This is a genomic window from Gottschalkia acidurici 9a (assembly GCF_000299355.1).
Taxonomy (GTDB): domain Bacteria; phylum Bacillota; class Clostridia; order Tissierellales; family Gottschalkiaceae; genus Gottschalkia; species Gottschalkia acidurici.
On record NC_018664.1, the window covers coordinates 1,995,530 to 2,021,783 of the forward strand.

The following is a 26,254-nucleotide window of genomic DNA, read 5'->3' on the forward strand; positions in this document are numbered from 1 at the left end:
TTATATAATATCATGGACACTAGCTATATACTTTTACACTAATTATATTTTCTCTATAACATTTCTGTATTATTAAGTAGATTTTTTATATTTCATATAATAGATATAAGTACATAGTTTATTCCTGTGCTATTATCTCATCGAACATAACCATAAACTCTTCACTAGGCTCAATTTTGTTTCTTTCCACATAGAAGCTCTTAAATAGCTCTGATATAGTCTTATCTTCAAAGCTTTCTAATTCTTCTTCTTCAAATTCTGTAAAGTTTATAATGGGGGTTATAGTTAAGATATCTGGTTTTATACTTTTTATTTCTTTTAATTCCGATTGAGTAATTATATCATCGGTCTTTATTTCTAGATAAACCCATACATCTCTATCTTTATTTTCTTTACATTTTTCTATAGCTTCTTCTACTCCATTACATCTCCATATTTCTATGGGTTTATATATATTTAACTCTATTTGCTCTATTATTGCTTCTTGTCTTGGCTTTAAGTCTACTATATATAAGTATTTTTTATGATTTGCTTCACTTTTACTGTATTGTATAGGAGATCCCGAGTAATATGCGTTTGTTCTTCCTCCTGCTCTTTGAGACTTATGAAGATGTCCTAGTGCTATATACTGAGCTTTTTCAGGCAAATAACCTCCATTTACAGTAAGTCCTCCACCAATTTGTATAGGTCTTTCAGAGTCTGTTGATTCGCCTCCTAGTACAAATATATGACTAGTACAGATATTTATTGTGTCCTCTCTAAACTTTTTAGATAGTTCAGCTAATATTTCTCCTATTTTTTCTGAATATTCTTTTTGTATTTCTTCCTCATATTTACCTTTATGAAATACTTCATTTAATCTTTGTTCACTAGGATACGGTAGTGTTAATATAACTGCTTTTTCTCCATTTATGCTTAATTCTATAAATCCTTCTCCTGAATCTAATACTTCATGTTCTCCTACACTTCCTATATCTACTGTACTCTTAGGTGTACCTAAAAGTATTATTCCCTGCTCTGTTGCTAATGGTCTTGAAGATGATAGTCTATCTGGGTTATCATGATTTCCCCCTATTACTAGAACTATTCTCTGTCCATTACTCGATAGTTTCTTCATTGCTCTATAGAAAAGTTTTTCTGCTTTTGCAGGAGGATTACTATTATCGTAAATATCCCCCGCAACTATAACCAAGTCTATATTCTTTTCTTCTACTATATTAACTAAGTCTTCTATAAATTTTTCCTGCTCTTCTAATCGACTATAGTCTTCTAAATATTTTCCTAAATGCCAATCCGATGTATGAAGTATTCTCAATCTACTTTCACCTCTGTATTTAAATTAAATGAGTATATGAAACTCTCTTTTACTCTTTTTTAGTTATATTTTCTATAGCCTCTTTATATAGTTTTAACTGACTCTTATATTTAGAAATTAATTTTTCTGGATTTTCTCCTACATAGTCTGTTTTATAGTCAAGTAATACTATATCTCCATCTTCTTCAAAATAGCAGTCTACTATACCCTGTATATATACATCTTCGCTACAATTATTTAACTCTTCTATAACTTTGCAAGCATCTTTTCTATATACAAAAGGTACTTCTCTAAATGATTTTTCCGAATTCAACATTCTCTTTCCTATGCTGCTATCAAAGAATTTTAATATTTTTTCTACATCTACTACCTTAGCTTCTTCATCTGTGATTAGTTCATGAAATGTCATTTTTTCTATTTGTAACTTTATAGATTCTAAACTTATATCACTTTTTAAGTCTATATGTTGCATTACAAAATGTACTATTGTTCCCTTTTCAGCAGATGTAAATGGCTTTTTGCCTTCTAAAAACTGTGGTATTTTTAATAGCGAAGGTATTTTATACACTACATCGTCTATATCTTTCATATTAGCTTTTTTAATATCTGAGACTGATATCTTTGAGGGTATTTTTATGGAATTTTCATAAGGATAATTCCATAAAAATCTTTCCTCTATTAATTTCTTATATTCTGTAAACTCTTCTCTTTTAAAGTTTTCAAGTTTGTCCTTATACTCTTGTTTAAGCTTATTCTCTTCAGCCTTTTCTTTAAAAATATTAGTTTTATCTATAAAGTTTACAGTCCATTTTGAACTATCTTTTATATCTAATAATCCATCTATTTCTATATTAACTAAATCTCTAATTGGCTTTCCGTCTTTATGTTTAAATAAGCAGGTACATATCCAATCTAAGTAATTTCTACTACTCATTAAATTATATATTGTTCCTTTTTTAGACCACTTTTTAGCTTGTTTTTCTATATCTCTAATACTTCCAACTAATATAAGTTTATCTTTAGCTCTAGTTAAAGCCACATACAATACCCTCATCTCTTCTGAGAGGTTTTCTATTTTCTTTTTACTCTTTATAGCTAACTGAGGAAGAGTTTCTCTATATCGACGTTTTGATATATCAACATGTTTAGGACCTAATCCTAATTCTTTATGAAGTAATATATCTTGTTGCATATCTTTTAAATTAAATTGCTTACCTAGTCCCCCACATATAACTACTGGAAATTCTAGACCTTTACTCTTGTGTATTGTCATTATTCTGACAACATCTTCATTTTCTCCTAATACTTTTGCTGTCCCCATTTCTCCACTTGCACTTTGAAGTTTATCTGCAAATCTTATAAAATTAAATAGTCCATTTATAGATGCCTTTTCAAATTCATTTGCTCTATCCACTAATATTCTTAAGTTAGCTTGTCTTTGTGCTCCTCGTGGCATAGCTCCTACATAATAGTAGTATCCAGTATCCATCATTAGCTTCCACATAAACTCATCTAGTTTTAAATATCTAGCTTCTTCACACCAGTAGTCTATTTTTGATATAAAATTCTTTAGTTTTTCTGATAGCTCGTCCATATTATCTTTTATATAACCTTCTATTGCCTCATAATAACTTGAATTCTTATTATTTATTCTTATTTTTATAAGCTCTTCTGTTGTAAATTTTCCTATTGGTGATCTCATTATACTTAGTAGTGGAATATCTTGTCTCTTATTATCTATTATACTTAGTAAATTTAAAAATATCTTTATTTCTAATACATCAAAATATCCTGAACTGTCATCTATATATACTGGTATTCCTTCTCTTGTAAAAACCTCGCTAAATATATCTGACCAATTTTTAGTAGCTCTAAAGAGTATAACTATATCCTTATACCCTATCTCCCTATATCTGTTTTCTTTTATGTCAAAAGTCGATTTTCCTATAAGATTTTTTATTTTATCAGCTATTACTTTAGCTTCTATTTCTGCATCTGTCATCTCTTCCAGATTTATATCAATATCGCTATCGTTATTTTCTCTCTCTTCATTATCGGACATGTTTTTTTCTATTATATTTATTTCTATAGATGAATCTTCTATTTCTTCATAGTTTGCTCCATTATACAAATAAGCATCTTCTGTATAATCTACTTCTCCAAGTTCACTAGTCATTATATTTTTAAATATAAAGTTGACTCCATCTAGTATTTCCTTTCTACTTCTAAAGTTTTGAGAAAGATCTATCCTTTTATTTACACTCTCATCATCTTTAGAGTAAGTTGTATACTTTCCTATGAATAAAGATGGATCAGCTAATCTGAACCTGTATATACTTTGCTTTACATCTCCAACAAAAAATAAATTATTTTCTCTCTTTATATTATCTATAATAGTTTCCTGTACTATATTACTATCCTGGTATTCATCTATAAATATATATTCATAGCAATTTTTAAGTTCTTCTCTTACATCTTCACTTTCTAATGCTTGAAGAGTATAGTGTTCTAAGTCATTAAAATCTAATAATCCTTTTTCCAACTTCTTCTCACTATATAGTTCGCCAAATGACACTACTAATTCATATATACTATTCATAACTGGATAAAAATCTTTTACATCTTCAAAATAACTATCCATATCTCTTTTTAATATATTTTTACTAAATAGTTCATTTATTATATCTTTATATTCATTTCTTAAATCATATACTTCTGCTTTTAAAACTTCGTCTATTTCTAGTTCACTTATCATTTTCTTAGTTATAGTTTTTAACTTGGTATGCTCTATTTTCATATCATCAACATGTATATTTCCTAGAACATAATCCTCTATCATACTCTCTAGCTTTTCAATGTCTATTAAATCTTGATTTAGTGCTTCTAAATACGGTTCTGGTCCTCCTGCTTGTTTTGAAATAGCTATCGCTTCTTCAATTATATTTTTAGCACCTTTTAACTTAGTATTTATATCTTCCTTTATGGTTTGTATCCATGTACTTTCATTTAATTCGTTCCTGTCCATATTAAACATTTCTACACTTTCTTTAAGCCATTTATATGGATATGGCTGACTTTGAATAAATAGATATATACTTAATACTAGTTCTTCTATTTTTATATCACTTTTATTTCCACTAAAACTTTCTACTAGTCTTAGAAAATCTTTTTCTCCTTGTTCATATTTGCTTTCTAAAACTTCCTCTATAGATTCTTGAGCTATTATTCTTATCTCTGTTGTATCACCTATTCTAAACGTAGGATCTATTCCTATTATATGAAAGTTTTTTCTTACTACATTTATACAAAACGAATGCAGAGTAGTTATAGATGCTTTATTTATTAGTGACACTTGCTTTCTTAAATTTTTCTCATCACTATTTTCTTTTTCCATTTCATCTGTAATTGCTTTTAATATTCTTTCTCTCATTTCACCAGCGGCTGCATTTGTAAATGTAACTATCAGTAGCTTGTCTATATCAATTTTATCTTCCACTATAAGCTTTATTATTCTCTCTACTAAAACGGCTGTTTTCCCAGAACCAGCAGCAGCAGAAACAAGTAAATTACATCCTCTATTTTTTATAGCTTCACTTTGAGCTTCAGTCCATTTTGGCATAGTATCACAACCTTTTTAGTTTTGTTTTCTGTTTTACTTTCTTTAATACTTCTTCATTTTTCAACTTTTTCAAAACATTATATTCATTATCTTCAAAGTTAGTATCGAACTGACATATAGAATCAAATTCACAGTACTCACAAGATACCTGATTACCATTTTTACAAGGCTCTATTTTAATTTTACCTTTTAATATTTCTGTTGCTATGTCTCCTACTAAGCTTTTCACATGAGTAATTAAATTATCTAAGTCTTCTTTTTCAAACACTGAAGAATTCTTAGAAGGTTCTCCATCCTTTTTTAATGTTACTGGTATTACTCTAGAAGTTACACCATTATCTATAGTATTGTCTAATGCTTTGATAACGTTTATATCTTTTAGCACTAGTCCATCCATTTTTAACTCTTTGTGTATTTCTTTTTCTATTACACTGGCATTATCTTCATCCGTCTGTATTATAGGATCGTCTATTTTAAAGTAAAAAGCTCCTGCTGGATATACATCATTTTTTACTAATTTATGCTTGTTACTTAAAACTGCATCCATATATACAACTAGTTGTATTTGCAATCCATAGTATACATCCGAAAGACTAAATCGTTTATTACCAGACTTATAATCTATTACTTTTACATAGCTTCCAGATTCGCTATCTAACATATCAACTCTATCTATTCTTCCTTCTAGTTTTATTTCTTCTCCATTAGGTAGTCCTATCACTATTGGAGGTATACCATTTTCTTTATCATCTCCAAAGAAAATCTCATGTTTTAATGGTATAAATTCTCCACTCTTTAAATGTTCTGTAAGCACCCATATTGCTCGTTTACTTACTCTTTTTAGTTTATTTGATAAGTATTTATATCTATGAGTGCTTAACAATACTCCATTTTGAAAGTTATCTATCATTCTATCTAACACTTTTTCTACTAGTTCATCTGATTTTTGTCTATCTATTTCATTCCAGTTTAAATTTTCTATAGTTAATTGTTTAGAAAAGTTTTCTATTGAATTATGAAAAAGTGTCCCTATATCAGGCATTCTAACTGAATATTCTTTTCTTTCATTTGGCTTTAATCCATACTTCACAAAGTGAGAGAAAGGACAATTGGCGAAAGTTTCTAATCTAGATATACTGGATTTGAAAGGTATATCGTATAAGTTTTTAGCATAATTCTGACTCATATTCTCTTCCTGATTAGCATGAAATAGTCCATCTATTATTAGTCTTTTCTTTTCATCCCAATCTTTATTATCATTGTACCAACTATAGACATCCCACCATATTTCACTAATATTATTTTCTTCTAAATCTTCCCTTAGATTTTCCGTTAGATATTTAAATGTTGAGTGAGGTCTAGATATTAGTTTTAGTGATATTTCATCTGATTTGATTACATCACTTTCAATAGTTATATTGAACACCTTTTTAAACCTATCTATTAATGTTGAAGGTCTTAAAGCTCTTCCCTCTATATCACCTAGTGCATAACTTATATATAAGTACTGACTTGGTTTAGTAAAAGCTGAATATATCGATAGTCTTTCTTGTTTTGATCTAGTAGCATTGTCAGAGTATAACTCTATACCTGATTCTTGCATTATTACTTTTTCATCATCTAATATTATACCTCCGTCATTAAATCCGGATGGAAGTATGCCATCATTTACCCCTACTACAAAAAGTGCTTTTATATCTTGACTCTTAGATCTCTCTAAATTACCTATTAAAACTTGATCCATCGTAGGTGGAATTATACCTATTTCATGATTACTAAGTCCTGATTCTAGTATTTTTATATATTCTTTTAAGCTTATATTCGTATCACCTAATATTTCTACGAGTTGATCGAATATTTCCATTATTGTATTCCAAATTTGAGTATTTTCATTCACATAGTCTAAATTTCCTTTTTGTTTTTGAAGCTCTATAATCGTCTCAATTTTACTCTCTAATTTCATTTCTGTTAAAAACTCAAAAATATATCTAGTTGTATCTATTACTTTGTTCTTTGTTTTCAATTTATTCTTTAAACTTATAAAAGGAGTTACAAATTTAACTCTTATTTCATTTAATTCATCTTTTATTTTTTCTCTATCTTCTTCATCTTTGACATTAATATATTTAAAATCTTCTAGCCAACTATTTCCCTTTATACCGAACTCTAGAACATAATTCTCTAGTTTTTCATATTCATATTTATCTAAATCGCTTAATCCCGTTTTAACACATTTAAATACATCCTCATATCTAAAATTTCTTGATATGATTTCTAATGAAGATATCAAAAACTTTATAATAGGGTTCCCCATTATATTTCTTTTTTCATCTAAAAAATATGGTATTTCATATTCATTAAATACTCTTTTTATATTTGGGGTGTATATATCTAAAGAATTGCAAACTAGTGCTATATCTCTCCATCTATAATTTTTTTCTCTTACAAGTGATATTATATTTATTGCTACGTTTTCTATTTCTGTATACTGATTTACTCCTGAAAATATATTTATATGATTTAATTTTTCACTATATCTCTGATATGGATATGAAAAGAACTCTCTTTCTAAATGTAATATATCTTTACTTTTATCATTATAGTTTCTTTCTAGAACTGTTTTTGTTTCTTTTATACCATTTCTAGTAGCTAGTTCCCTTATTCTTTTATATGTATCTAGTGTTGGTTCAAATAAGTCATAGTCTTTAGCTTTTTCATCCACATCAAGAGTAAGAGATATATTTACTTTTCTAGTCTTTAAAAATAACTTTTCTAATATTTGATACTCTTGTGTAGAAAATGTACTAAACCCATCCACCCAGATTTCCGCATCATTGAAATAGTTTGACTGCTCTAGTCTCTCTATAACTAAATTTAAGTTATCATCTTCGTCTGTATAGCTTCCTTCTAAGTATTGATTAAACTTTTCATATATTAAACTTATGTCTTTTAGTTTTCTTTTTAACATATTGTCTTTTTCAAAAGAATTTATTTTTGTTTGTAGTTCCTCTATAGACACACTATTCTTTTTGAATTCCGATACTAAACTACAGAAGCTTTTTAAAAATCCTTCTTGATTAAAACCTTTCTTAAAAACTTCTAAATCCCCTGAATTTTCCTCAAATAGTTTTCTTAATATCATTATCTTTCCTAATTCATTTATAGGTATTTTCTTTATTCCTCCAACTTCATTTAAGACTTTAAATCCTAATGTACTGAAGCTTAATACTTCTAATCTCATAATACCGTCTAGGTTCATTTTAGATATTAAATCAGCTTCACCTTGTAGAGTAAATTGTTCTGGAACTAATAATATTAGTTTATTTGTGTCGCTCTCTTCTAATCTATATTTGATTTCTTCATATACTCTATGAGTTTTTCCTGTCCCTGATCTTCCTAGTATATATCTGACTTTCATCTTTTCACCTCTTTAGATTACTTATAGATATATTATATCTTAAAATGTATGTTTAGGATAATTATTTGGATTGTTTATTATTTCAAATAATTATAAATTTAAGCTTATATTTTGATAGTCTACTTTAAACATAGAAAAGCACTATTAATATTATTAATTTTAATAATATTAATAGTGCTTTTCTAATTAAATATATCAGTCTTATACAAGGTATAGTTTAGTTATATATATAGATAGTTATTTTGGAAACATCGTCATTAGGGGTGACTATAGTTTCGCAATTCCAAAATAACTATTTATAATCTTATTATTAATCGGTTATCTAAGTATTACTATAACGGATTTTTTATTTTTTGTCAATATATTTTTAAACTTTTTCTTTTCTTATATATTCTTTTAGTACTTTTAGTTCTACCGTTACGAGTTCTCCTTTATCAAAAGATTTTTCACTGGGAATGTGTAAAATTGCATTTGATTTTACTGATAAGTTTATTCTTGAAAATTTATCTCCTTGTAAAGGAATTCCAAAATATTCTCCATCTTGATTGATAACTTCTAATTGTGTGTAGAAGTCAAAAGGTACAGGTGAGCTTACTGAATTTAATAACGTAACCCTAAGTGTTTGCGACTTTACTGTAGGTTGTCCCAAATATTTATCAATTAATGGTTTTACGTACCATCCTGCCGTTAGTTCAGTTCCAATAGGTGGTCCTACAAGTCCAATAATTGGTTTATTATCTGCTACAGCAAAACTTGTAGGTCTACCAGGTCCATGAGCTACCTGATAAGCTAATACCTTACCAACCTTCTCTAAAGCATCAATTGTATAATCATGAGTACCTTTTGACGAGCCTGCATTAAAAATCACTATATCTGAAGATTCCACTGACTGCTGCAGTACATTACAGAGTTGTTCAAAGTCATCAGGTATTATTGGATAAACTATTGGTTCCCCTCCCCATTCTTTCACTAATGCCTCTAGTACAAAACTATTAGTTTCTATATTTTTCCCCGGAGGAACTGGTATTCCTGCTGATATTAGTTCATCTCCTGTAGGAATTATTGCAACCTTAGGTTTAGCAATTACTTCTAATTCTCTAATTCCTGCTGAAGCTAGTATTCCTAATTGATACGCAGTTATTAAGTAATTTTTAGGTATTACTAAATCTCCTTCATTTATTATGTAACCACATGGATTAACCTTATCACCTTTATAAGAAGGTACTTTTTTAATATGAAGTCTTCCATTTTCATCGAACTCTACAGCTTCTATTGGTATAGCCGTGTCATATTCTGACGGAATAGATACACCCGTGTTACTAAATATATATTCTTTTCCTAGCTCCCATTTAGTAGTATCTACTATATTTTCACTTAAAAGTGATTCAAATTTAATTGCTATACCATCCATTGCACTAGTCGGTTGATTAGGCAAAGTATTTATAGAGTAAATATCTGTGGCTGCAACTCGTCCTACACTATCTTTTAATGTAACAATCTCCGCTCTTATATCAAAGTTCACATTAGAAGTTGAAAGCTGTATATATTCTTCTCTGCTTGGTTTTACTATATCTTCTCTATTCATATTCCTCTCCTTAATATTTTATATTGTAAATTAAAAGATAGAAAATAATGTATAAAACATATTTCTATCTTTTAGTTTGAATTTTACTATTTAGCATTCCATACGTTATAAAATTCTTTCTTTATATGTTCTTCTAATTCTCCCATATCTCTTGACTTTATGAAATCCCAACCTAGCCACTTTAATTTATGTTCCTTTAGCGTAGGATTTTCTATATTAGGACTTAAACTTAATGCATGGGATTGAATAAGGTTCAAGCCATAGTTATCAAATACGTAGTCTATTAATAGCTTAAGTTCTTCTTCTTTTCCTTTTTTAACTAACATAGCAAATGGATATATCATAGCTCCATCTTCAGGTATTACTAATTCAAGTCCTTCTTTTACACATGATTTTGCAAATATAAGTGGCATAGTATATATTGCTCCTGCCTCTTCACTGTTTGTCCCTATTAGTCTTGCCATTTTAGGCGAATGAATTATTCCTTTTACATTTAATGCATACTGTTTAATCGAGTCTTCCCCATATTCCTTATATAAGTAAAGCGGTATTGCTGTCGATAATTCCTCACCTTTTTTAATTGTGATTATCATATCTCTGTACATAGGGTTTAATAGATCTCCCCAGGTTTTAGGAACAGGTAAATCTCCTAGTCTTTTTTTATCTATCAATAGCGCATCTAGAAAAGCTCCATACATTGTATAGTCTTCGTCTAAACATCCAGCTTCTATAAATGTCTTATCTATATTAGAACTATTTACACTTTTAAAGTAGCCTTTACTAACCAAGTTATCTATAAACTCTTTTTTATAAAAATCATCAAAACCTTTTGACAGAACTATATCAGGAAACTTATCTATATCTTTTTCTTGCCATATATCATCATATTTAGAGTTATCATCTCCATGTCCTGTGTGAACATAGCAGTTAAATGTTTTTCCCGTTTCTTTTCTATAATTCTCTAAAGTCTCTTTAAGGTTATCGTTAAAAGTTTTTCTTAGCGGACATATCGAACTTCCTAAAAAGTTTAATTCTTTAGTTTCGTCATAGTAAATATCATTAAAGTTTTCTTCTACTTCTTCTTCAGATATTTTTTCATTTAATGCATTTATAAATAGCTCTATATTTATGTTTCTAACTTTAAGTACAGTTTGTAGCATAGTATCTTTTCCTAGCAGATTTATAAGTTCATCTTTAGATTCAGCTTTAAATCCATTTGATAGAAACACTTCAAACATTTCTTCTTTTTCTAGTATTGATCCGATTTTAGTTGTTTTATCTATATTTATCATACCCATCCCCCTTGACACAATAAAACCCATATATTAATTAATTAGCTATAGCATTTTGAAGAATTTCTTCTATATCTCCATCTTTTAATTCATAGTGATAAAATTTTTCATAAAATTCTTTAGTTTCTTGTTCTATGTCATATTTAAATTTATCTGGATATAATAAATTTCCTAGCCATTTAATTCCTAAAATACGACTTACTGAAGGAGGTCTATCTATAATGTTGTAAGGAGAGTCTGGTATTTCATAAACTTGATTTTCTTTTACTGCTCTTAAGCTACTCCATTTATTATCAGTCGTAATTGTTTCATAACTACTAGAAACTTTCCCAGTTTTATTGTTTTTATCTTTACAAACTATTATTTTATCTGGATTCCAATTTAATATCTGCTCTATAGATACTTCTGTTCTACCATATCCACCTTTTGATTCAACATCAGCTATATTTTTCGCACCTACAAAATCAAATACTCCTGCGTGAGTTGACTTAGCTGGATCTGTTTGTAAACCTTCTGGTCCTTGAGCATAGTATATTGTAACTTTTTCTTCCTCCTTTATACTATCAGCAATTTCTTTAGATTCTTTAAGGGTTTTTTCACAATAATCTGCTAATTCTTGTGCACGTTTTTCTTCGTTTAATACTTCTCCTAGGAATTTATAACTTTCAGGAGTTTTTTCTAACTCTCCATCTGCTATAACTACAGGCTTTCCAATTTGTTTTTGAAGATCATCTGCAAATTGCTTGCTGGCATCATCAACATCACCCATAGCAATTATTACATCTGGATCAACCTTTAAAATCTCTTCTATATTACCTTTATTATCTTTACCAAACCAACCTCCTAAAATAGGTAACTCACTATATCCTTCTACAGTATATTTTTTCTCCATTTCTGTTAGTTCAAATAGTAGTCCTGTAAGCTTTTTAGAATCTATAGTATATACTGCCATCTGAGCTATAGGACTAGTTGAATACACTTTTTCTACCTTGGATGGAATCTTAACTTCCCTTCCAGACATATCAGTTATGATTCTTTCTTTATCTTCTACTTGGCTTTGCTCTATGCTATTACCCTTACTCGATGTTTCTGTCTTATTACATCCTACTGTTAAACTTAATGCTAAAATTAATATTAATAACAGTGATGTCAATCTTTTAAAATTCTTAAACATTTTTTGTCCCTCCAATTTATTTATATTTTTTTAATTAACTCAAATTTATTTTCTTTATTTGAGATTCTTAATATATAACTATTTATTGTTCCATATCTTATGGAATCTCTCTTGCAGTTCTTCTCTAAACTTAACAATATCATTATATTTTATATAATCCCATCCTAACCATTTATAATTGGCGTTATCAGGCGTATTGTTTTTTATCTTAGGGTTTAAAGATATTGCATTTATACTAGTGCACATTTTTCCATAATCATTTAATAAACAGTCTATTACAACATCCAGTTTTTTAACTTTATCTTTCTTTACAAGTATAGAAAGTGGACTTATATTAGCTCCATCCTCAGGCCATATTATTGAAACATCATTTTTTTCACAAGTTTTAGCAAATGTTAATGATGTTATATAGATAGAACCACCTTCACTACTATTAGTTCCTGCTATTTTCACCATCTTAGCATTATGATAAATATCCTTCACATTATGTGCAAATTGTTCTATAGCTTTTTCTCCAAATTCTTTATATAAATATAGAATCATACCCTTAGCTATTATATTTTCTCTACCAGATGCTATTATCTGATCTTTATATATAGGGTCTAGCAGATCCTTCCATGATTTAGGTTTTGGAATATCTCCTAATCTTTTTTCGTCTACTAGCATAACGTCCACCATGGCGGTATTTAGTGTATAGCTGTCATCTAGGCAATTTATGCTTGAAAATTCTTGATTAGTGCTTTTGAGTACATTTTCAAATTTACCTGTTTTAATAAACTTATCTATAAATTCTTTATTGTAAAATACATCAAATCCTTTTGACATTATTATATCCGGAAGCTTGTCTATATCTTCTTCCATCCATACATCTTCATGCTTAAATGAAGATCCACACCCATCTACAACATAACAGTTTATCTTTTCTCCTGTTTCTTCTTCATGATCTTTTAATAGTTCAGTTAACCTTTCCTTTAAAAGTAATCTTGTAGGACATGGTGTTTGTACTAAAACGTTTAGCGGTAACCTAGGATCATATAGTTCATAGCCTGTAGTTTCTATTATGCTATTATGTTCTGATTTCTCATTTAGCATATTTATGAATATATCTACATTTATGCCCTTTACTTTTAAAACTGTTTGTAGCATAGTATCTTTTCCTAGTGAGTCTATTAGTTTATCTACCGAACTAGCTTTAAAGCCATTTGCTAAAAAAACTTCATAAGCTTCAGTATGTTTTTTTAAGACATCCCCAATTTTATCTGTAGGATTTATCTTCATAAAATAAACCTCCTTCTATATTTTTGGTCTTAAAAATTTACTATATTATCATCTATTATTCCACCTAGTCTTATATGATTTCTTATGTCCATCATCTTTTTATCTATTTTCTCTAAAGTATCTATATATCTTTTTTCTTCATTAGAGGAATTTATAACTTTATGTATACCTCCATTTTTTATAACTATTCTTTTGTCACCTATAAGAGCTAACACTGGGTCATGTGTTGAGATTAGTACTATCTTTTCTTTTTTAACTAATAGTTCTATAGCGTTTTTCCTGTCTATACCTGCATTTTCTATTTCATCTATAAGTACTATTGGTGAAAGACTCAGAAGTGCAGTATCTGCAATCATAAGTGCTCTAGACTGACCACCGCTTAACTGAGTAAGAGGAGTACTTTTATTGAATTTTTCTCCTGCTAATTCATTTGCACAGTGGACTATTTCTTCTACGATTTCTCCTATATTTTCAATCATTCTACTCTCTGCATGAAGCTTTACAAATTCTTCTACAGAAAGATCCATTACAAAGTTCATGTTTTGCGAAAGTTGAGCAACTAATTTATTCTCTATAGAAAATCTCTTACTTACATCTGGTATTTCTCCATTTAATAGAACTTGTCTATTAGTAGGAGTATCGTTTTGAGCTAGACATTCAATATCTCCAAGTAGTCTACTTTTTCCTGATCCTGTAGGTCCTACTATAGATACTACGTCACCTACTTTTAACTCTAATACTACGTTTTCATCATTTCCAAATTTGTCTTGTCCACCAATTATAGTTATAGATTCTATAGTATTATTAGATGATTTTTTTAATTCCTCCATTTTTTCTATGAAAGATATGAAATTTTCAACTAATTGTTCTCTAGTGAGTCCGTTATCTTCTAGTATTTCATCCTTTATATTTAGTGTTAATTCTTCTAAGGTTAGTTTGCTATCTATATTGTTTATTGATAAAGATATAAAGAAATCTTCTGCATAAGTATATTTTTTAAATATATCTTCAATTTTAAGTAGTTTTATGCTCTCCATTAAATTCACATCCCTTCTATGCTAGATTTTCATTTTTCTTATGTTTCCTGTCTGGTATTCGTCTCCTATTCTAGTTTCTCCTACGCAGTATGAGCATAAGGCAGATGGCATAGAAAATCTAAGTCTCTTGTCTTGAAGACTTTCAAACTCGGATGCTTCTTTTAATTTAACTGCTAAGTCATAAGAACCCTGTCCTGTTATTCCATTTATAAAAATTATAGATGCTTTAGGATTAGCTTGTTTAACTCTAAATGCAAATACCTCTCTTTCTGCTTGAGAAACTATATCGCCCTTAGTTATTACTACTATGTCTGCTAGTTTTAGCATAGGTCCTATTTTCTTAGGGGTATTTACTCCCGATAAATTATCTATAACGCATATTGAAAGTACATCTTTTATGTGAGGTGAACATCTATTGCAAAGTCCTGCACTCTCACTTATAAGTATATCTAAGTTTTCTTTCAATCCCCACTGAACACAGTCCTCTATATTACTTATATAAAAGTGATCTGGACAGAGATTTCCTGAAAGACCCACTTTTACTTTTGCTCCTGTTTTTTCATAAAGCACATCATCATAAGTAGATAAGCTATCGAACTTTATAACTCCTATATTTAATTTTTCTCTCTTTAAATTTTCTATAGTTTTAATGGCAACTGCCGTTTTACCTGATGATGGAGGTCCTGAAATTGTAACTATTTTCATCATTATCACTCCTCTTTTGAAATTATAATCCAGTATCCACTATCGTCATCTACTATTTCAAACCTATCTATACTTGCACTTTTTAAGATTTTAAGTATATTATTTTTAGTATCATCAGCCTTCTTTTTTATTTTTCCTTTTTTCCAAGTTTCTGAGTTTCTCTCTAACATTTCTTTATTTATTTGTTCTCTTAATTCTTTACATCCAAATCCTCCACCTATATATGTTTTTCCACCATTTTTAAGTATTCTATATATTTCTTTAAAAGCTTTAACTTTATCTTCCCAGAACCAAAGAGAACCTCTACTTATAACTAAGTCTACTGAGTTATCTTCTAGTGATATAGATTCTACATTCCCTCTTACTGCTTCAACTTTACTTTCAAGTCTTTTTTCTTTTATTCTAGCATTGCATATATCTATAGCATCTTGCTGTATATCATAAAGATATACTTTCATGTTTGCATCTGTATTTTCAGCTAATGCTATTCCTAAGTGTCCGCCTCCACACCCTAAGTCTATACAAGTTCCCTCACTAATTTCTGTCTTTTCTATGGCTTGTCTAACTATTATAGGATATGCTTCTCCAAATACATTAGTAGCTATTTCATCAAATTCATATGATTTCATTTTCTCTTCTTTACTTTGCATGCTAACCTCCTAATTACCTATATCACTTCTATTTTTGTATTGATAATTTAGTTTTCTAAATCAATTAATTAAACATATTAATAAATAATCAGTTTAAGGATTTAAGTGCTTTAAGATTTTATCTGTCTCTTCATCACTTAAGTCATAACGATAAAACTCTTTGTAAAAATATTTCAACTCTTTTGACATATCTAAGTCTGCAAATTTATCAGGATGTAAAGATTTTGCCATCCACATTAGCATTAGAATTTTTTGTTGTCCAGAGTCCCAGAAAAATACTCCTGTTGGAGAAATGTGTACATTATTATTTTTTACTGCATTAATTTGCTGGTATCTACCATCATTCAACATTTCTTTAATAACATCTTCTGCACTTGCATTTCCCGAAGAACCAGCATGGTCAACAAAAATATGATCAGGATTCCAGTCTAGTAACTGCTCTACAGAAATTTCATTTTTAGATCCACCATCTATATCTTTGTGTACGCAGTTTCCTCCTGCAAGTTCAATTAACTCTACCAAGTCAGATTTTTTACCTGCAGTCCATAGTATTTCTTGATTAGAAAAATAAGCTTTAGGTCTTTCTTCTTCAGGAATTTTAGAAGTAATATCAGTAACCATTTTAACTTTTTCATCAAAATATTTTGCATATTTTTGAGCAATTTTTACTGACTCTCCACCTAGAATATCCGCATATAAATTTAATACATTTTTCGTATCTTCAAATTTACCTGTAGACGCCATTGGAACAGCAGTCATTCCTGATTGATTTATAGCTCCTACAGCATCTGGATTTGGAAAATAAAATACTACTTGCGGATCATATTTCAGTAAATCTTCAATGTTTAAATCAGAATGTGCATTTTCAATTCCAACTATGTCATTTAGCTTTTTATAAATAACGTTCGACCATGGCCATCCATCTTTATGAAAGTCTCCTGCTGCAACAATCTTATCTTCTGCATTAAGAATATATAGTTTTTCATAAGAAGGTCCAAATAGTGCTGCAACTCGTTCTACATTAATAGGAACTTCTATTTTAGTGCCATCAAGATTAGTAACTGTTTTAGTCTTAGCTTCATTAGAAACTGGCTTTTCTTTATCAGATACAATTTTTTCACTACCACATCCACTAAGTGTACTAACAATCATAATTGCCGCTAGAAACATACTCAAAAATCTTTTCATCATTTTCGTTCCTTTCATATATATTTTTCTAAGTTTAAATATTTACTTAAGTACAAATGATTTTATTTATATTGCCTTGGAAATTCATAACTTCCATTTGCTCCTGTTAATAAGCTATATTCACCATAAAATCCAGATTGCATATCCGAAAATATATTTGCTTTCTTCATATAGACATGAGCTTGTGCAACTGTCCTTGCCCAATATAAGGGATTTGCTGGGTTATCGCCCATCATGTTTGTAAATGGGTAGGGAGTAAAGGGTAATATTGATAAAGATTCAGGTTCTAAACCTTTTAATATATTTAATCCTTTAATAACGTCTTTTTCTTCTTCTCCAAATCCAACTAAAAATCCACTCCAAATTTTCAGACCCAGTTCTTTAGAATAGTATAGAGTGTTTAATCTATCTTGCAGTGTATCTCCACCTGGTCGGAATTTTCTGTAAACTTCTTCATTGGGTGACTCTATACCACATAAGTATCCATCCATTCCTGAAGATTTAAGTCTTTTCAAACTTTCTTTATCTATAGCCCCTAATAGTCCAAAGACCTCTAATTCTGTGTTAGTCTTTAATGCCTCAATATAGTTTGGATAATCTTCTGGTATCTTATATCCCATCCACCCTGATGCTGTGAATACACGATTTATTCCAACACTTTCTAAGAACTGTCCTCTTTCTATTACGGCCTCTACAGAATTTTTTAGCGAAAATTGCTCGTTTTTTTCTTTTGTATTATCCCACTTACAGTGGTTACAGTGTGGCTTTGTTAAACACTCTCCTGTTATAATAGCAGGGCTTGCCTTAATTTTCACTTTGCCAGAGCCTATCCCTTGTGCTTTTGAGAAAAGCTCCTCATCTGATAATTTCATTATGTCATCTATCATATTTACTTCTCCCATCAACCTTTTAGTGTTTCAGTTTAATTATTTTTTAGAGATAATGATCCAGTATCCGCTTTCATCTATTATTATTTTGAATACGTTAACTTTAGCTTCCTCTATAACTTCTTCGATTTCTTTTTTCTTGCTTCTGATTCTTTTTTCTTTTTACCTTTTATCCACCCTTTAGCATTTCTCTTTATCATTTTATCTTCTATTTTTTCTTCAAGCTGTTTACTTCCATATCCTCCGCCTATATAGGCTTTTCCACCATATCTTAGTACTCTATATATTTCTTTAATAGCCCTGACTTTGCTTTCCCAAGAATGATAAGATGCTCTACTTACAATCAGATCTATTGTATTATCCTCAATTGGTATAGTGTGAACATCACCAACAATACCTTTTACTCTTTCTCCTATTTTTTTATCCTTTATTTTCACTTCAGCTATTTCTTTAGCATCATATGATCTGTCGTACAAGTAAACTTTCATGTCTGTAATTTCTGATATTGCTATACCTAAGTGTCCTCCTCCAGATCCTATATCGATACATATACCTTCTCTTATACTAGTTCTTTCCATAGCTTGTCTAGCTATTACCGGATAAATTTCACTAAAAACATTAGTTGCCATTTCATCAAATTTATATATACTTTTTTCAAATTTATTTTTCATGAAATATCATCACTCTTAATTGCATAAGACTCCATATATTCATGGATCATCCCTCCACCATAAAAAGGATTTCTAAGATGATTAAATAGTTTCTCTGGCTGGGTGACTCTGCTAGATATTATATAGTTAATTCCATTATCAAATAAGTATTCAGGTATTATCTGTCCACTTGGTCCAAACATACCAATAATCTTTGCTTTTTTTGAATTTTCTATTATTTCTCTAAAAGTTCCATTTATCAGTGTACAACCACTCATTATGACTATGTCTGAGTTTTGAGTAATTTCTTTATCCTCTCTGACTGTATGAAATGTAATATCTTTCGGTGCATATTCTACATCTTTTCCAATAATCAATGTTTGGAGACTACTTTTAGGTCTCATATCTATCACGTGCAGTTCTTTACATTTTCCGTAAAGTTTATTTATGACTCCACCATATCCAATAACAGTTACTATATCGTTCTTATCAACAAAACTGAACTCATTTGGATCTACTAGTTGAATTCCTCTTTCTTTTAATTGTTCTTGTGAACTAATAGCTTGTGATAGAGCATTAAGCATGGCTAGACAATTAGATCTAGCTTGTATTCCACTATATGCTAGTAGATGTTCAATAATTTCAAATAGATTTTTACCTATATAACTTTGTATTTTTTCAAGTTCATTATAGTCTACGTAATCACCATAGACTGCATGCTCTCCTGTAAAATTAAATGCAATCCCAACATAGTTATCGCTTGTATAAGCTATATTCCATTTATTACAAAATGTAAATTTCTCTAATACTCCAGGCTCTTTATTCATCTTTTCGTATATACTTTTTATTTGTTTATAAGCTAATTTCAAATCTTCGTTTGTTTTCATTTCTATATTACTCCTATTTGGCTTTATACATTCAAGTATGAATTGTATACTTTTTTTAATCTGATGATAGTGTTTAAATTACTTAGATATAGAGTTTTTTAAGATTTCATCTAAGTTCTTATCAATTAATTTATAGTCATAGAATTTTTCGTAAAATTCTTTAGTTTCCGCTTTTATATCATATTTAAATTCTTCAGGATAAAGTAAGTTATCAAGCCACTTTATACCCATTATCCTATTTACTGACGGTGGCATATCGTACCAGTTAAAAGGTAAGCAAGGTATCTCATAAACTTGATTTTCTTTTATGGCTTTTATACTACTCCATCTACTATCTTTTAAGAGTTTTTCATACAAGCTTTCTTCACCCTGATTATCTAAAGATTCTTGTTTATGTAATATTATCTTCTCTGGATTCCAAGCTAATATTTGTTCTGGTGATACTTCTGTTCTATCATAGTTTTCTTTAGATTTAACATCTGCAGCGTTAATTCCACCCACTAAATCTATTATCTCTGCGTGTATAGATCCTGAAGGATCAGTTGTTAATCCATCTTGGCCTAAAGCACAATATACTTTAACTCTTTTTTCTTCTGGTATCTTACTTGCTATATCTTTTGTCTCATCTAAAACTTTTTTACAATACTGTGCTAATTCTTCTCCTCTTTCCTTTTCATTTAGTAGTTCACCTAAGAATTTATAACTTTCTGGTATACTTTGAAGTCTCCCATCTACAAGTATTATTGGTATACCTAACTTCTCTTGATTTTCATCAGCTTCTTTTATCAAATTCTCATTTAGATTTCCCATATATATAATGGCATCTGGGTTTACTTTTAGTATCTCTTCCTCATTACCATCCTTCCCATGCATAAACGTTCCTAATGTTGGTAAATTACTGTATTCTTCTTTCAGATATTTTCTTTCAGATTCCTTTACATCAAAAGTTTTACCTGCCATTTTATTTGGATTAATCGTATACATTGCTACGTTGGCTATATAAAATGCTGGATGTGCTTTTTTAATCTCTTTTGGTACTTCCACTTCTCTTCCAGCCATATCTTTTATTATTCGTGTTTTACTCTCTTGTTGTTCTTGCTTTGGTACATTTTTTGAATCCGTTTCTGTATTTGAACTACATCCTGATATAGATGTTGTAATCAATGCTACAGCTAATGATAGTGATACTACTTTTTTACTTTTGTAAAACATCTATTTTTCATCATATAATCTCCTCTTCTATAAATTTATAAAGATATTGGCTTTCTTTAGATTACTTATGCTATACTTTTTTAAGTATATAACCTTATGCATACTATTAAATATATTGATTCTCAAGTTCACTACCTATTTTAAAACCTATTTCAACTCACTTATTATATCTAATCCTAGACTTTCGTATTGTTGTCTAGTCTTCTCCATTCGATTGGAATACTCCATATCATTTTCATAAATACAGCCTTTACTAGCTATATTAGATATAATTTTATAATGTGGGGTTCTATTTATATGAATTCCCAATACCCTATTTCCGCTACCAGCCATAAGTGGAGTTGGATAGTCATCTGGTTTCCATCCCGCTGCTGCTTTAATATCTATATTTCTTAATACCAGACGCATTACTGCCATAACTCTAGCTGCTTCCCAAGTTGAGCACTGTGGATGATCTTTCATAGGAATAGTTTTAAACGGATAAAATTTACTAATATATACACTTTTTAAATGTTGATATTGTTTAACATGAAATATAAAGTCTACATAGTCCTTATATTGGGTTTCTTTTGGATCTAAACCCGCCATAAGACCCGTTATTAGTCCAAGTCCTGCTTCTCCTATTTCTTTCGCGAACTTATTTTTTTGTTCAAAATTATCTCCTCGCTTGACCTTCTTAAACCAATCTTGATTCACTGTTTCAAAAACTGCACCAACTCTTGTAACACCTAATTTTTTTAACTTTTTCAAAGTTTCTAATGACATAGCTGCACCGCAATTTATTTCTATTTCCATATCGTTATACCCAGAGTCACGTATAGCTTGTACTATTTCAAGTATGTCTTTACCATCACTGCCTAATATGGTTCCTCCACTTAAATGGAATTCTTTTATTCCATGTTTTGAAATATATTCAACACCTTTTATTATTTCTTCAGTACTTAAGGGATCCAGTGTATCGTCTTTTCTCCAGTAAGGACAATAGTCACATAATGGCTTTAGCTGGCACTTTACCACTCTTGCTATTCCTGATGTCCAATGATATATATTACCTAATTCTTTTTCTCTTACCTTGACAGCTGTGCCAAAAAGTTTCATTGCTTTTTCTTCTATTTCACTTTTTTCTATTAGAAACAAGGCTTCATCTTTAGTTATAACTTCTGTTTCAGACTTTTTTAATATTTCCTCGAAATTCATATTCATTCTATTCTGTCTCCTAGCAAATAAACTTCAAATATTCTTTTATAAAATCTTTTACCTTAATTTTTATATATTTATAAGTATTTATATTTTAAAATCATAGTTTTTAATCTTTAAGTATTGGTACACATACTTTCAATTTATCGTTATTCCTCTTATCTAATACTGTATCTATCTGTACGTTTATCTTATATATCTTCTGTAAGAACTCAGATGTAACAACTTCATCTGGTGAGCCTATTCTAAACTCATTTCCTCTGTTTATAGCTAGTACCTTTGTAGATGCCATAAATGCATGATCTGGAAAGTGTGATGTCATGATTATTCCTATATCTCTTTTAGAAAGTTCTTTTATATGTTTCAGAACTCTTACTTGGTTTCCATAATCTAAGTTCGATGTGGGCTCATCCATTATTAATATTTTAGGTTCTTGTGCTAATGCTCTTGCAATTAACACTAGTTGTCTCTCCCCACCACTTATTTCTGTGTAAACGTTATCTTCTAAGTATGATATTCCTAATGACTCTATTATTTCTTCTACTATTTCATAATCGTTCTGAGATGGTGATGAAAATATTCCCAAGTGAGCAGTTCTACCCATAACTACTACTTCTTTTACTTTGTACGGAAATGGAGGAGTATGTGCTTGAGGAACATATCCTATTGCTTTTGCGAAATCTTTTCTAGTCCATTTTTTTATATCTTGTCCATCTAATAGTATGCTTCCACCTTGCAACTTTAAAAAACCTAATATTGTTTTAAACAACGTAGTCTTTCCCACTCCATTTGGTCCTAATATACAAAGTATATCTCCAGTTCCCATTTCAAAAGATATATCATTCAAAATTGTTTTTTTAGCATATCCGCAAATTGCATTTTTTATTTCTAGTTTCAACTCCATCCCTTCCTTGTATTAAGTAATAAGTATATGAAAAATGGTGCTCCTACTAAAGAAGTAAGTATACCAAGTGGTATTTCTATAGATGCTACACTTCTTGCTATATTGTCTACCATAAGTAAATATGTACTACCCATAAGTGCAGATGCTGGTAACAGTACTTTAAAGTTTGGGCCTACTACCATTCTTGCTAAGTGTGGTACAATTAGTCCAACCCATCCTATCATCCCTGATACAGATACTGCTGATGCTGTTAGAAGTGTAGAGCATATTATTACTAGAAATCTTAATCTTCTAGTGTCAATACCTAGTGCCTTAGCTTCCTCTTCTCCAAATGATAATGTATTTAAATGCCATCTTACTAAAAATATTGGAACAATGCCTAATAGAAATGGGATTAAAATCATAAATGTATCTCTTTGACTGATAGTTGATAAGCTACCCATTAACCAGAAAGTTATTGCTGGTAATTTTTCATATGGATCAGCTACATACTTTGACAATGAAATAAATGATTGAAATACAGTTCCTACTAGCATACCGGCTAGTATGAATACAAACATTATATTACCGCCTCTACTTACTTTTGTACTTATTGTATATGTTAATAGAACCGCTAAAAGTCCAAAAGTAAACGCCATAAGTTGTATTCCAACCGTATTAAATGAAAGTAATATTGCTAATGCAGCTCCGAATCCTGCTCCTGCTGATGTTCCTAATATATCTGGTGAAACCATGGGATTTTTGAACATTCCTTGATAAACTGCTCCCGATATTGATAATGCACTACCTACTATCATAGCAGTTACAATTCTTGGTATTCTCACTTGAAAAATAACAGTATGAATTACGTTTGGATAGTTAGAAGAGCTTGGATAATTTATCTCTATACCTGTTAATTTTGTAAACAAGTTTGCAAACAATTCAATTAATTTTAAAAATAATATATTGAATGCCTGTCCAATTGTTATGGAATACCTTCCTAATGTGATTGATAATAAAAAAGCTACAATCGGTATTAAAATAAGTATTAAAAATTTCAACTTGTATTTAGGATTTTTCTTTGAATCACCTTCACTCTTTAATCCTACAGCCACTTTATCCCTCCTAACATTTTATTTAGAATTCAAAATAACCTGTGATACACGCACGAATATAACGATGTTTTTTATCAAGATAGACTTAAAAATTTTTAAGTCTATCTTGAATTTTTACTCTATTTCATATCTCCTAATATATCTTTACATTCTTCATCAGATAGTTCATATCCAAAGAATTTTTTAGAGAATGTCTTAAGCTCTTCATTAATATCTATATCTTTCATTTCTTCTGGATAAAATAATTTTGCCGCCCAAAGTACTGTAAGTGGCTGTTCCATAGTTCTGTTAGCCCATACATGTCCCATAACAGGTGTAACGTATACCTTTTTATCCTTTACTGCTTTTAAATCCTTAAATCTTTCATCACTATAAGCAAATTCTTTGTCTTTTTCAGTTTGAACTAACAATACATCTGGATTCCAGTTAAATAACTCTTCCATAGAGTAATCAGATGACTCAGTTTTTCTATCATCTTTAGATACGCTTACTCCTCCAGCTGCTTCAATCCACCATTCTCCGACTAAGTGTCCTAGTGATAATCTCTCAAGTGTAGTATTTAATGCTGTAACTCTTTTTTCTTGAGGTATCTTAGAAACTATATTGTTAACTTTTTCAAGAGTCTCATCAAAATATTTGCTATATTCTTTAGCTCTTTCTGGCTTATTAAATATTTCTCCTAATAAGTTTACTGCCTCTTTTACGTCTTCTGGATCTTTCCAATCTAGTACTATTGCTTTCATACCTTTATCTTCTATATCTTCAGCTGTCTTTTCATCCATAGTAAATACTAAGTCTGGATTTACTTCTATTAGTTTCTCTATCATTATAGTTCCTTCTCCATCTTCAACTACTGTATTGTCTGCAATTTTAGGATTAAAAACTTTATGATATTTCCATCTATCGCCTTTAGCAAATTTAGGTGGTAATCCGTTTGCTATTTTATCACCTTCACCCATAGCAAATACAAAGCAGTTAAGTACTCCTACAGGTCCTACTGTTACTACTTTTTCTATGTCTTTAGGTATTTCAACTTTTCTTCCTGCTGAATCTGTTATGATCTTTGTCTTAGGCTCATTAGCTTCATTTGATGATTCTTTTGAAGTTTTTGTATCAGGTGCACACCCTGAAATTATAGTAGCTAGCATAGTAACTATTAAGAATAAGCTTAATAGTACTTTTGATTTGTTCTTTATAAGATTCATATGCTCTAATCCTCCTGTAAATGTTTTAAGTATATTTTTCAAAACTTATTTTGCACTATTATCACTTATAACTATTTTTTCAGCATATTTTCCAAAGAAATGATATCCTGAGCCTGCTTCTCCTATTATGTCTAATAGCCTATCAGGATCAGTAACTTCAACCCCTCCTACATAAGTAACTCCTCTCTTAAAAAAGCTTCTGGCATCATACTTACTGTAGGTCCTACTACAATTATCTTAGCAGTTGGCTTTGCTAACTCTAATAAACCTTCTAATGTATCATTTATGAGTGTTGTTCCTGTTATAATTACATAGTCTGCAATAGGTATTACTTCATTAGCCCGTTCTGATGGCACATAGTGATCTAACTCTTTTCCTTTTAATGTTGTAGGATCTAGCTCTAATATAGACATGTCTCTATTATTCTTAATTAGCATTTTTATATATGGTACTAGCGCACCTACTATAACGGTGTGTGTATTTTCCTCTACTTCTATTTTGTCTATAGGGTCTAGACTACTTTCTATTATATATGTATTGTTTTGTTTTCCCATACTCCAACAGGTAGTAGCCAACGCATTTATAACTGCTATTCCTAAAGTTTTCTTTAGTGGACTTCCTGAGAACATATTTTCTAAAAAGTATCTTACATTTTTGCCAGTCATTTTACCAGAGGTAGGCATGGCATATGCTGAACTTGGACAACATACAGCATCAGAAAGTGCTTTTATAGGAGTATAACTTAGTCCACCTTTGCCGTTACTCAACTTTACACCTGTAAAGAACAATCCAAAAACTATTCTTTCTACAGTTAAGCTATTTATTTCATCACCTAAAGTTTCGTATAGTTTATCAATAGTTTCCGACAATATTTTATTTTTCATACAGTATTTTCACCTCCTTCTTTGTTTTAAGTTATTTTCTAACAAATTCAGAGCATCCATCAGTTGTTCATAT

General features: G+C 29.9%; 19 protein-coding genes and 1 pseudogene. All 20 read right to left on the bottom strand.

Going from position 1 to position 26,254, the window contains the following annotated elements; translation table 11 throughout:
• Positions 1 to 118: 118 nt before the first annotated feature.
• The gene (locus CURI_RS09545) at positions 119 to 1,315 is read right to left on the bottom strand and encodes an exonuclease SbcCD subunit D (RefSeq protein WP_014968049.1); all 1,197 of its coding nucleotides are present in this window, start codon (positions 1,313 to 1,315) and stop codon (positions 119 to 121) included.
• Between the two features lie 49 nt (positions 1,316 to 1,364).
• Positions 1,365 to 4,934, bottom strand: a complete 3,570-nt coding sequence (addA, locus tag CURI_RS09550; RefSeq protein ID WP_014968050.1) for a helicase-exonuclease AddAB subunit AddA — start codon at positions 4,932 to 4,934, stop codon at positions 1,365 to 1,367.
• A gap of 4 nt (positions 4,935 to 4,938) precedes the next feature.
• Entirely contained in the window at positions 4,939 to 8,352 is a 3,414-nt protein-coding gene (gene addB / locus CURI_RS09555) for a helicase-exonuclease AddAB subunit AddB (RefSeq protein WP_014968051.1), read from the bottom strand.
• Between the two features lie 367 nt (positions 8,353 to 8,719).
• Positions 8,720 to 9,937, bottom strand: coding sequence for a molybdopterin molybdotransferase MoeA (locus CURI_RS09560; protein ID WP_014968052.1), 1,218 nt, complete (start codon positions 9,935 to 9,937; stop codon positions 8,720 to 8,722).
• A gap of 86 nt (positions 9,938 to 10,023) precedes the next feature.
• Positions 10,024 to 11,229, bottom strand: coding sequence for an ABC transporter substrate-binding protein (locus tag CURI_RS09565; RefSeq protein WP_014968053.1), 1,206 nt, complete (start codon positions 11,227 to 11,229; stop codon positions 10,024 to 10,026).
• Between the two features lie 37 nt (positions 11,230 to 11,266).
• The gene (locus CURI_RS09570; RefSeq protein WP_014968054.1) at positions 11,267 to 12,403 is read right to left on the bottom strand and encodes an ABC transporter substrate-binding protein; all 1,137 of its coding nucleotides are present in this window, start codon (positions 12,401 to 12,403) and stop codon (positions 11,267 to 11,269) included.
• A gap of 78 nt (positions 12,404 to 12,481) precedes the next feature.
• Positions 12,482 to 13,681, bottom strand: coding sequence for an ABC transporter substrate-binding protein (locus tag CURI_RS09575; protein WP_014968055.1), 1,200 nt, complete (start codon positions 13,679 to 13,681; stop codon positions 12,482 to 12,484).
• 29 nt (positions 13,682 to 13,710) lie between these two features.
• Positions 13,711 to 14,718 (bottom strand): ATP-binding cassette domain-containing protein, encoded by a 1,008-nt coding sequence (locus tag CURI_RS09580; protein ID WP_014968056.1) that lies wholly within the window; start codon positions 14,716 to 14,718, stop codon positions 13,711 to 13,713.
• 21 nt (positions 14,719 to 14,739) lie between these two features.
• A complete protein-coding gene (locus CURI_RS09585; protein ID WP_041702074.1) occupies positions 14,740 to 15,423 on the bottom strand; it encodes a GTP-binding protein in 684 nt (227 codons plus the stop codon).
• 5 nt (positions 15,424 to 15,428) lie between these two features.
• Positions 15,429 to 16,073 carry a class I SAM-dependent methyltransferase gene (locus CURI_RS09590; RefSeq protein WP_014968058.1) on the bottom strand — a complete coding sequence of 215 codons (645 nt, stop codon included), beginning with the start codon at positions 16,071 to 16,073 and terminating at the stop codon, positions 15,429 to 15,431.
• A 93-nt stretch (positions 16,074 to 16,166) separates the two neighbouring features.
• Complete coding sequence (locus tag CURI_RS09595; protein WP_041701748.1) at positions 16,167 to 17,261, bottom strand: ABC transporter substrate-binding protein; 1,095 nt, start codon at positions 17,259 to 17,261, stop codon at positions 16,167 to 16,169.
• A gap of 62 nt (positions 17,262 to 17,323) precedes the next feature.
• Entirely contained in the window at positions 17,324 to 18,148 is an 825-nt protein-coding gene (locus tag CURI_RS09600; RefSeq protein WP_014968060.1) for a radical SAM protein, read from the bottom strand.
• A 113-nt stretch (positions 18,149 to 18,261) separates the two neighbouring features.
• A complete protein-coding gene (locus CURI_RS09605; protein WP_014968061.1) occupies positions 18,262 to 18,819 on the bottom strand; it encodes a class I SAM-dependent methyltransferase in 558 nt (185 codons plus the stop codon).
• Positions 18,816 to 19,685, bottom strand: a complete 870-nt coding sequence (locus CURI_RS09610; RefSeq protein ID WP_014968062.1) for a Rossmann-like domain-containing protein — start codon at positions 19,683 to 19,685, stop codon at positions 18,816 to 18,818. Before CURI_RS09610 ends, CURI_RS09605 begins: the two co-directional genes overlap by 4 nt.
• Before the next feature lie 78 nt (positions 19,686 to 19,763).
• Positions 19,764 to 20,897 carry an ABC transporter substrate-binding protein gene (locus CURI_RS09615; protein ID WP_014968063.1) on the bottom strand — a complete coding sequence of 378 codons (1,134 nt, stop codon included), beginning with the start codon at positions 20,895 to 20,897 and terminating at the stop codon, positions 19,764 to 19,766.
• A gap of 147 nt (positions 20,898 to 21,044) precedes the next feature.
• Positions 21,045 to 22,100, bottom strand: coding sequence for a biotin synthase BioB (locus tag CURI_RS09620; protein WP_014968064.1), 1,056 nt, complete (start codon positions 22,098 to 22,100; stop codon positions 21,045 to 21,047).
• Between the two features lie 103 nt (positions 22,101 to 22,203).
• On the bottom strand, positions 22,204 to 22,998 hold the full coding sequence (locus tag CURI_RS09625) for an ABC transporter ATP-binding protein (RefSeq protein WP_014968065.1): 795 nt from the start codon (positions 22,996 to 22,998) through the stop codon (positions 22,204 to 22,206).
• Entirely contained in the window at positions 22,989 to 24,092 is a 1,104-nt protein-coding gene (locus tag CURI_RS09630) for a FecCD family ABC transporter permease (RefSeq protein WP_014968066.1), read from the bottom strand. The genes CURI_RS09625 and CURI_RS09630 overlap by 10 nt, the downstream gene beginning before the upstream one ends.
• A gap of 119 nt (positions 24,093 to 24,211) precedes the next feature.
• Complete coding sequence (locus tag CURI_RS09635; RefSeq protein ID WP_051003987.1) at positions 24,212 to 25,297, bottom strand: ABC transporter substrate-binding protein; 1,086 nt, start codon at positions 25,295 to 25,297, stop codon at positions 24,212 to 24,214.
• Positions 25,298 to 25,342: 45 nt separating this feature from the next.
• Positions 25,343 to 26,181, bottom strand: a pseudogene (locus CURI_RS09640) (Rossmann-like domain-containing protein).
• Between the last annotated feature and the right edge of the window lie 73 nt (positions 26,182 to 26,254).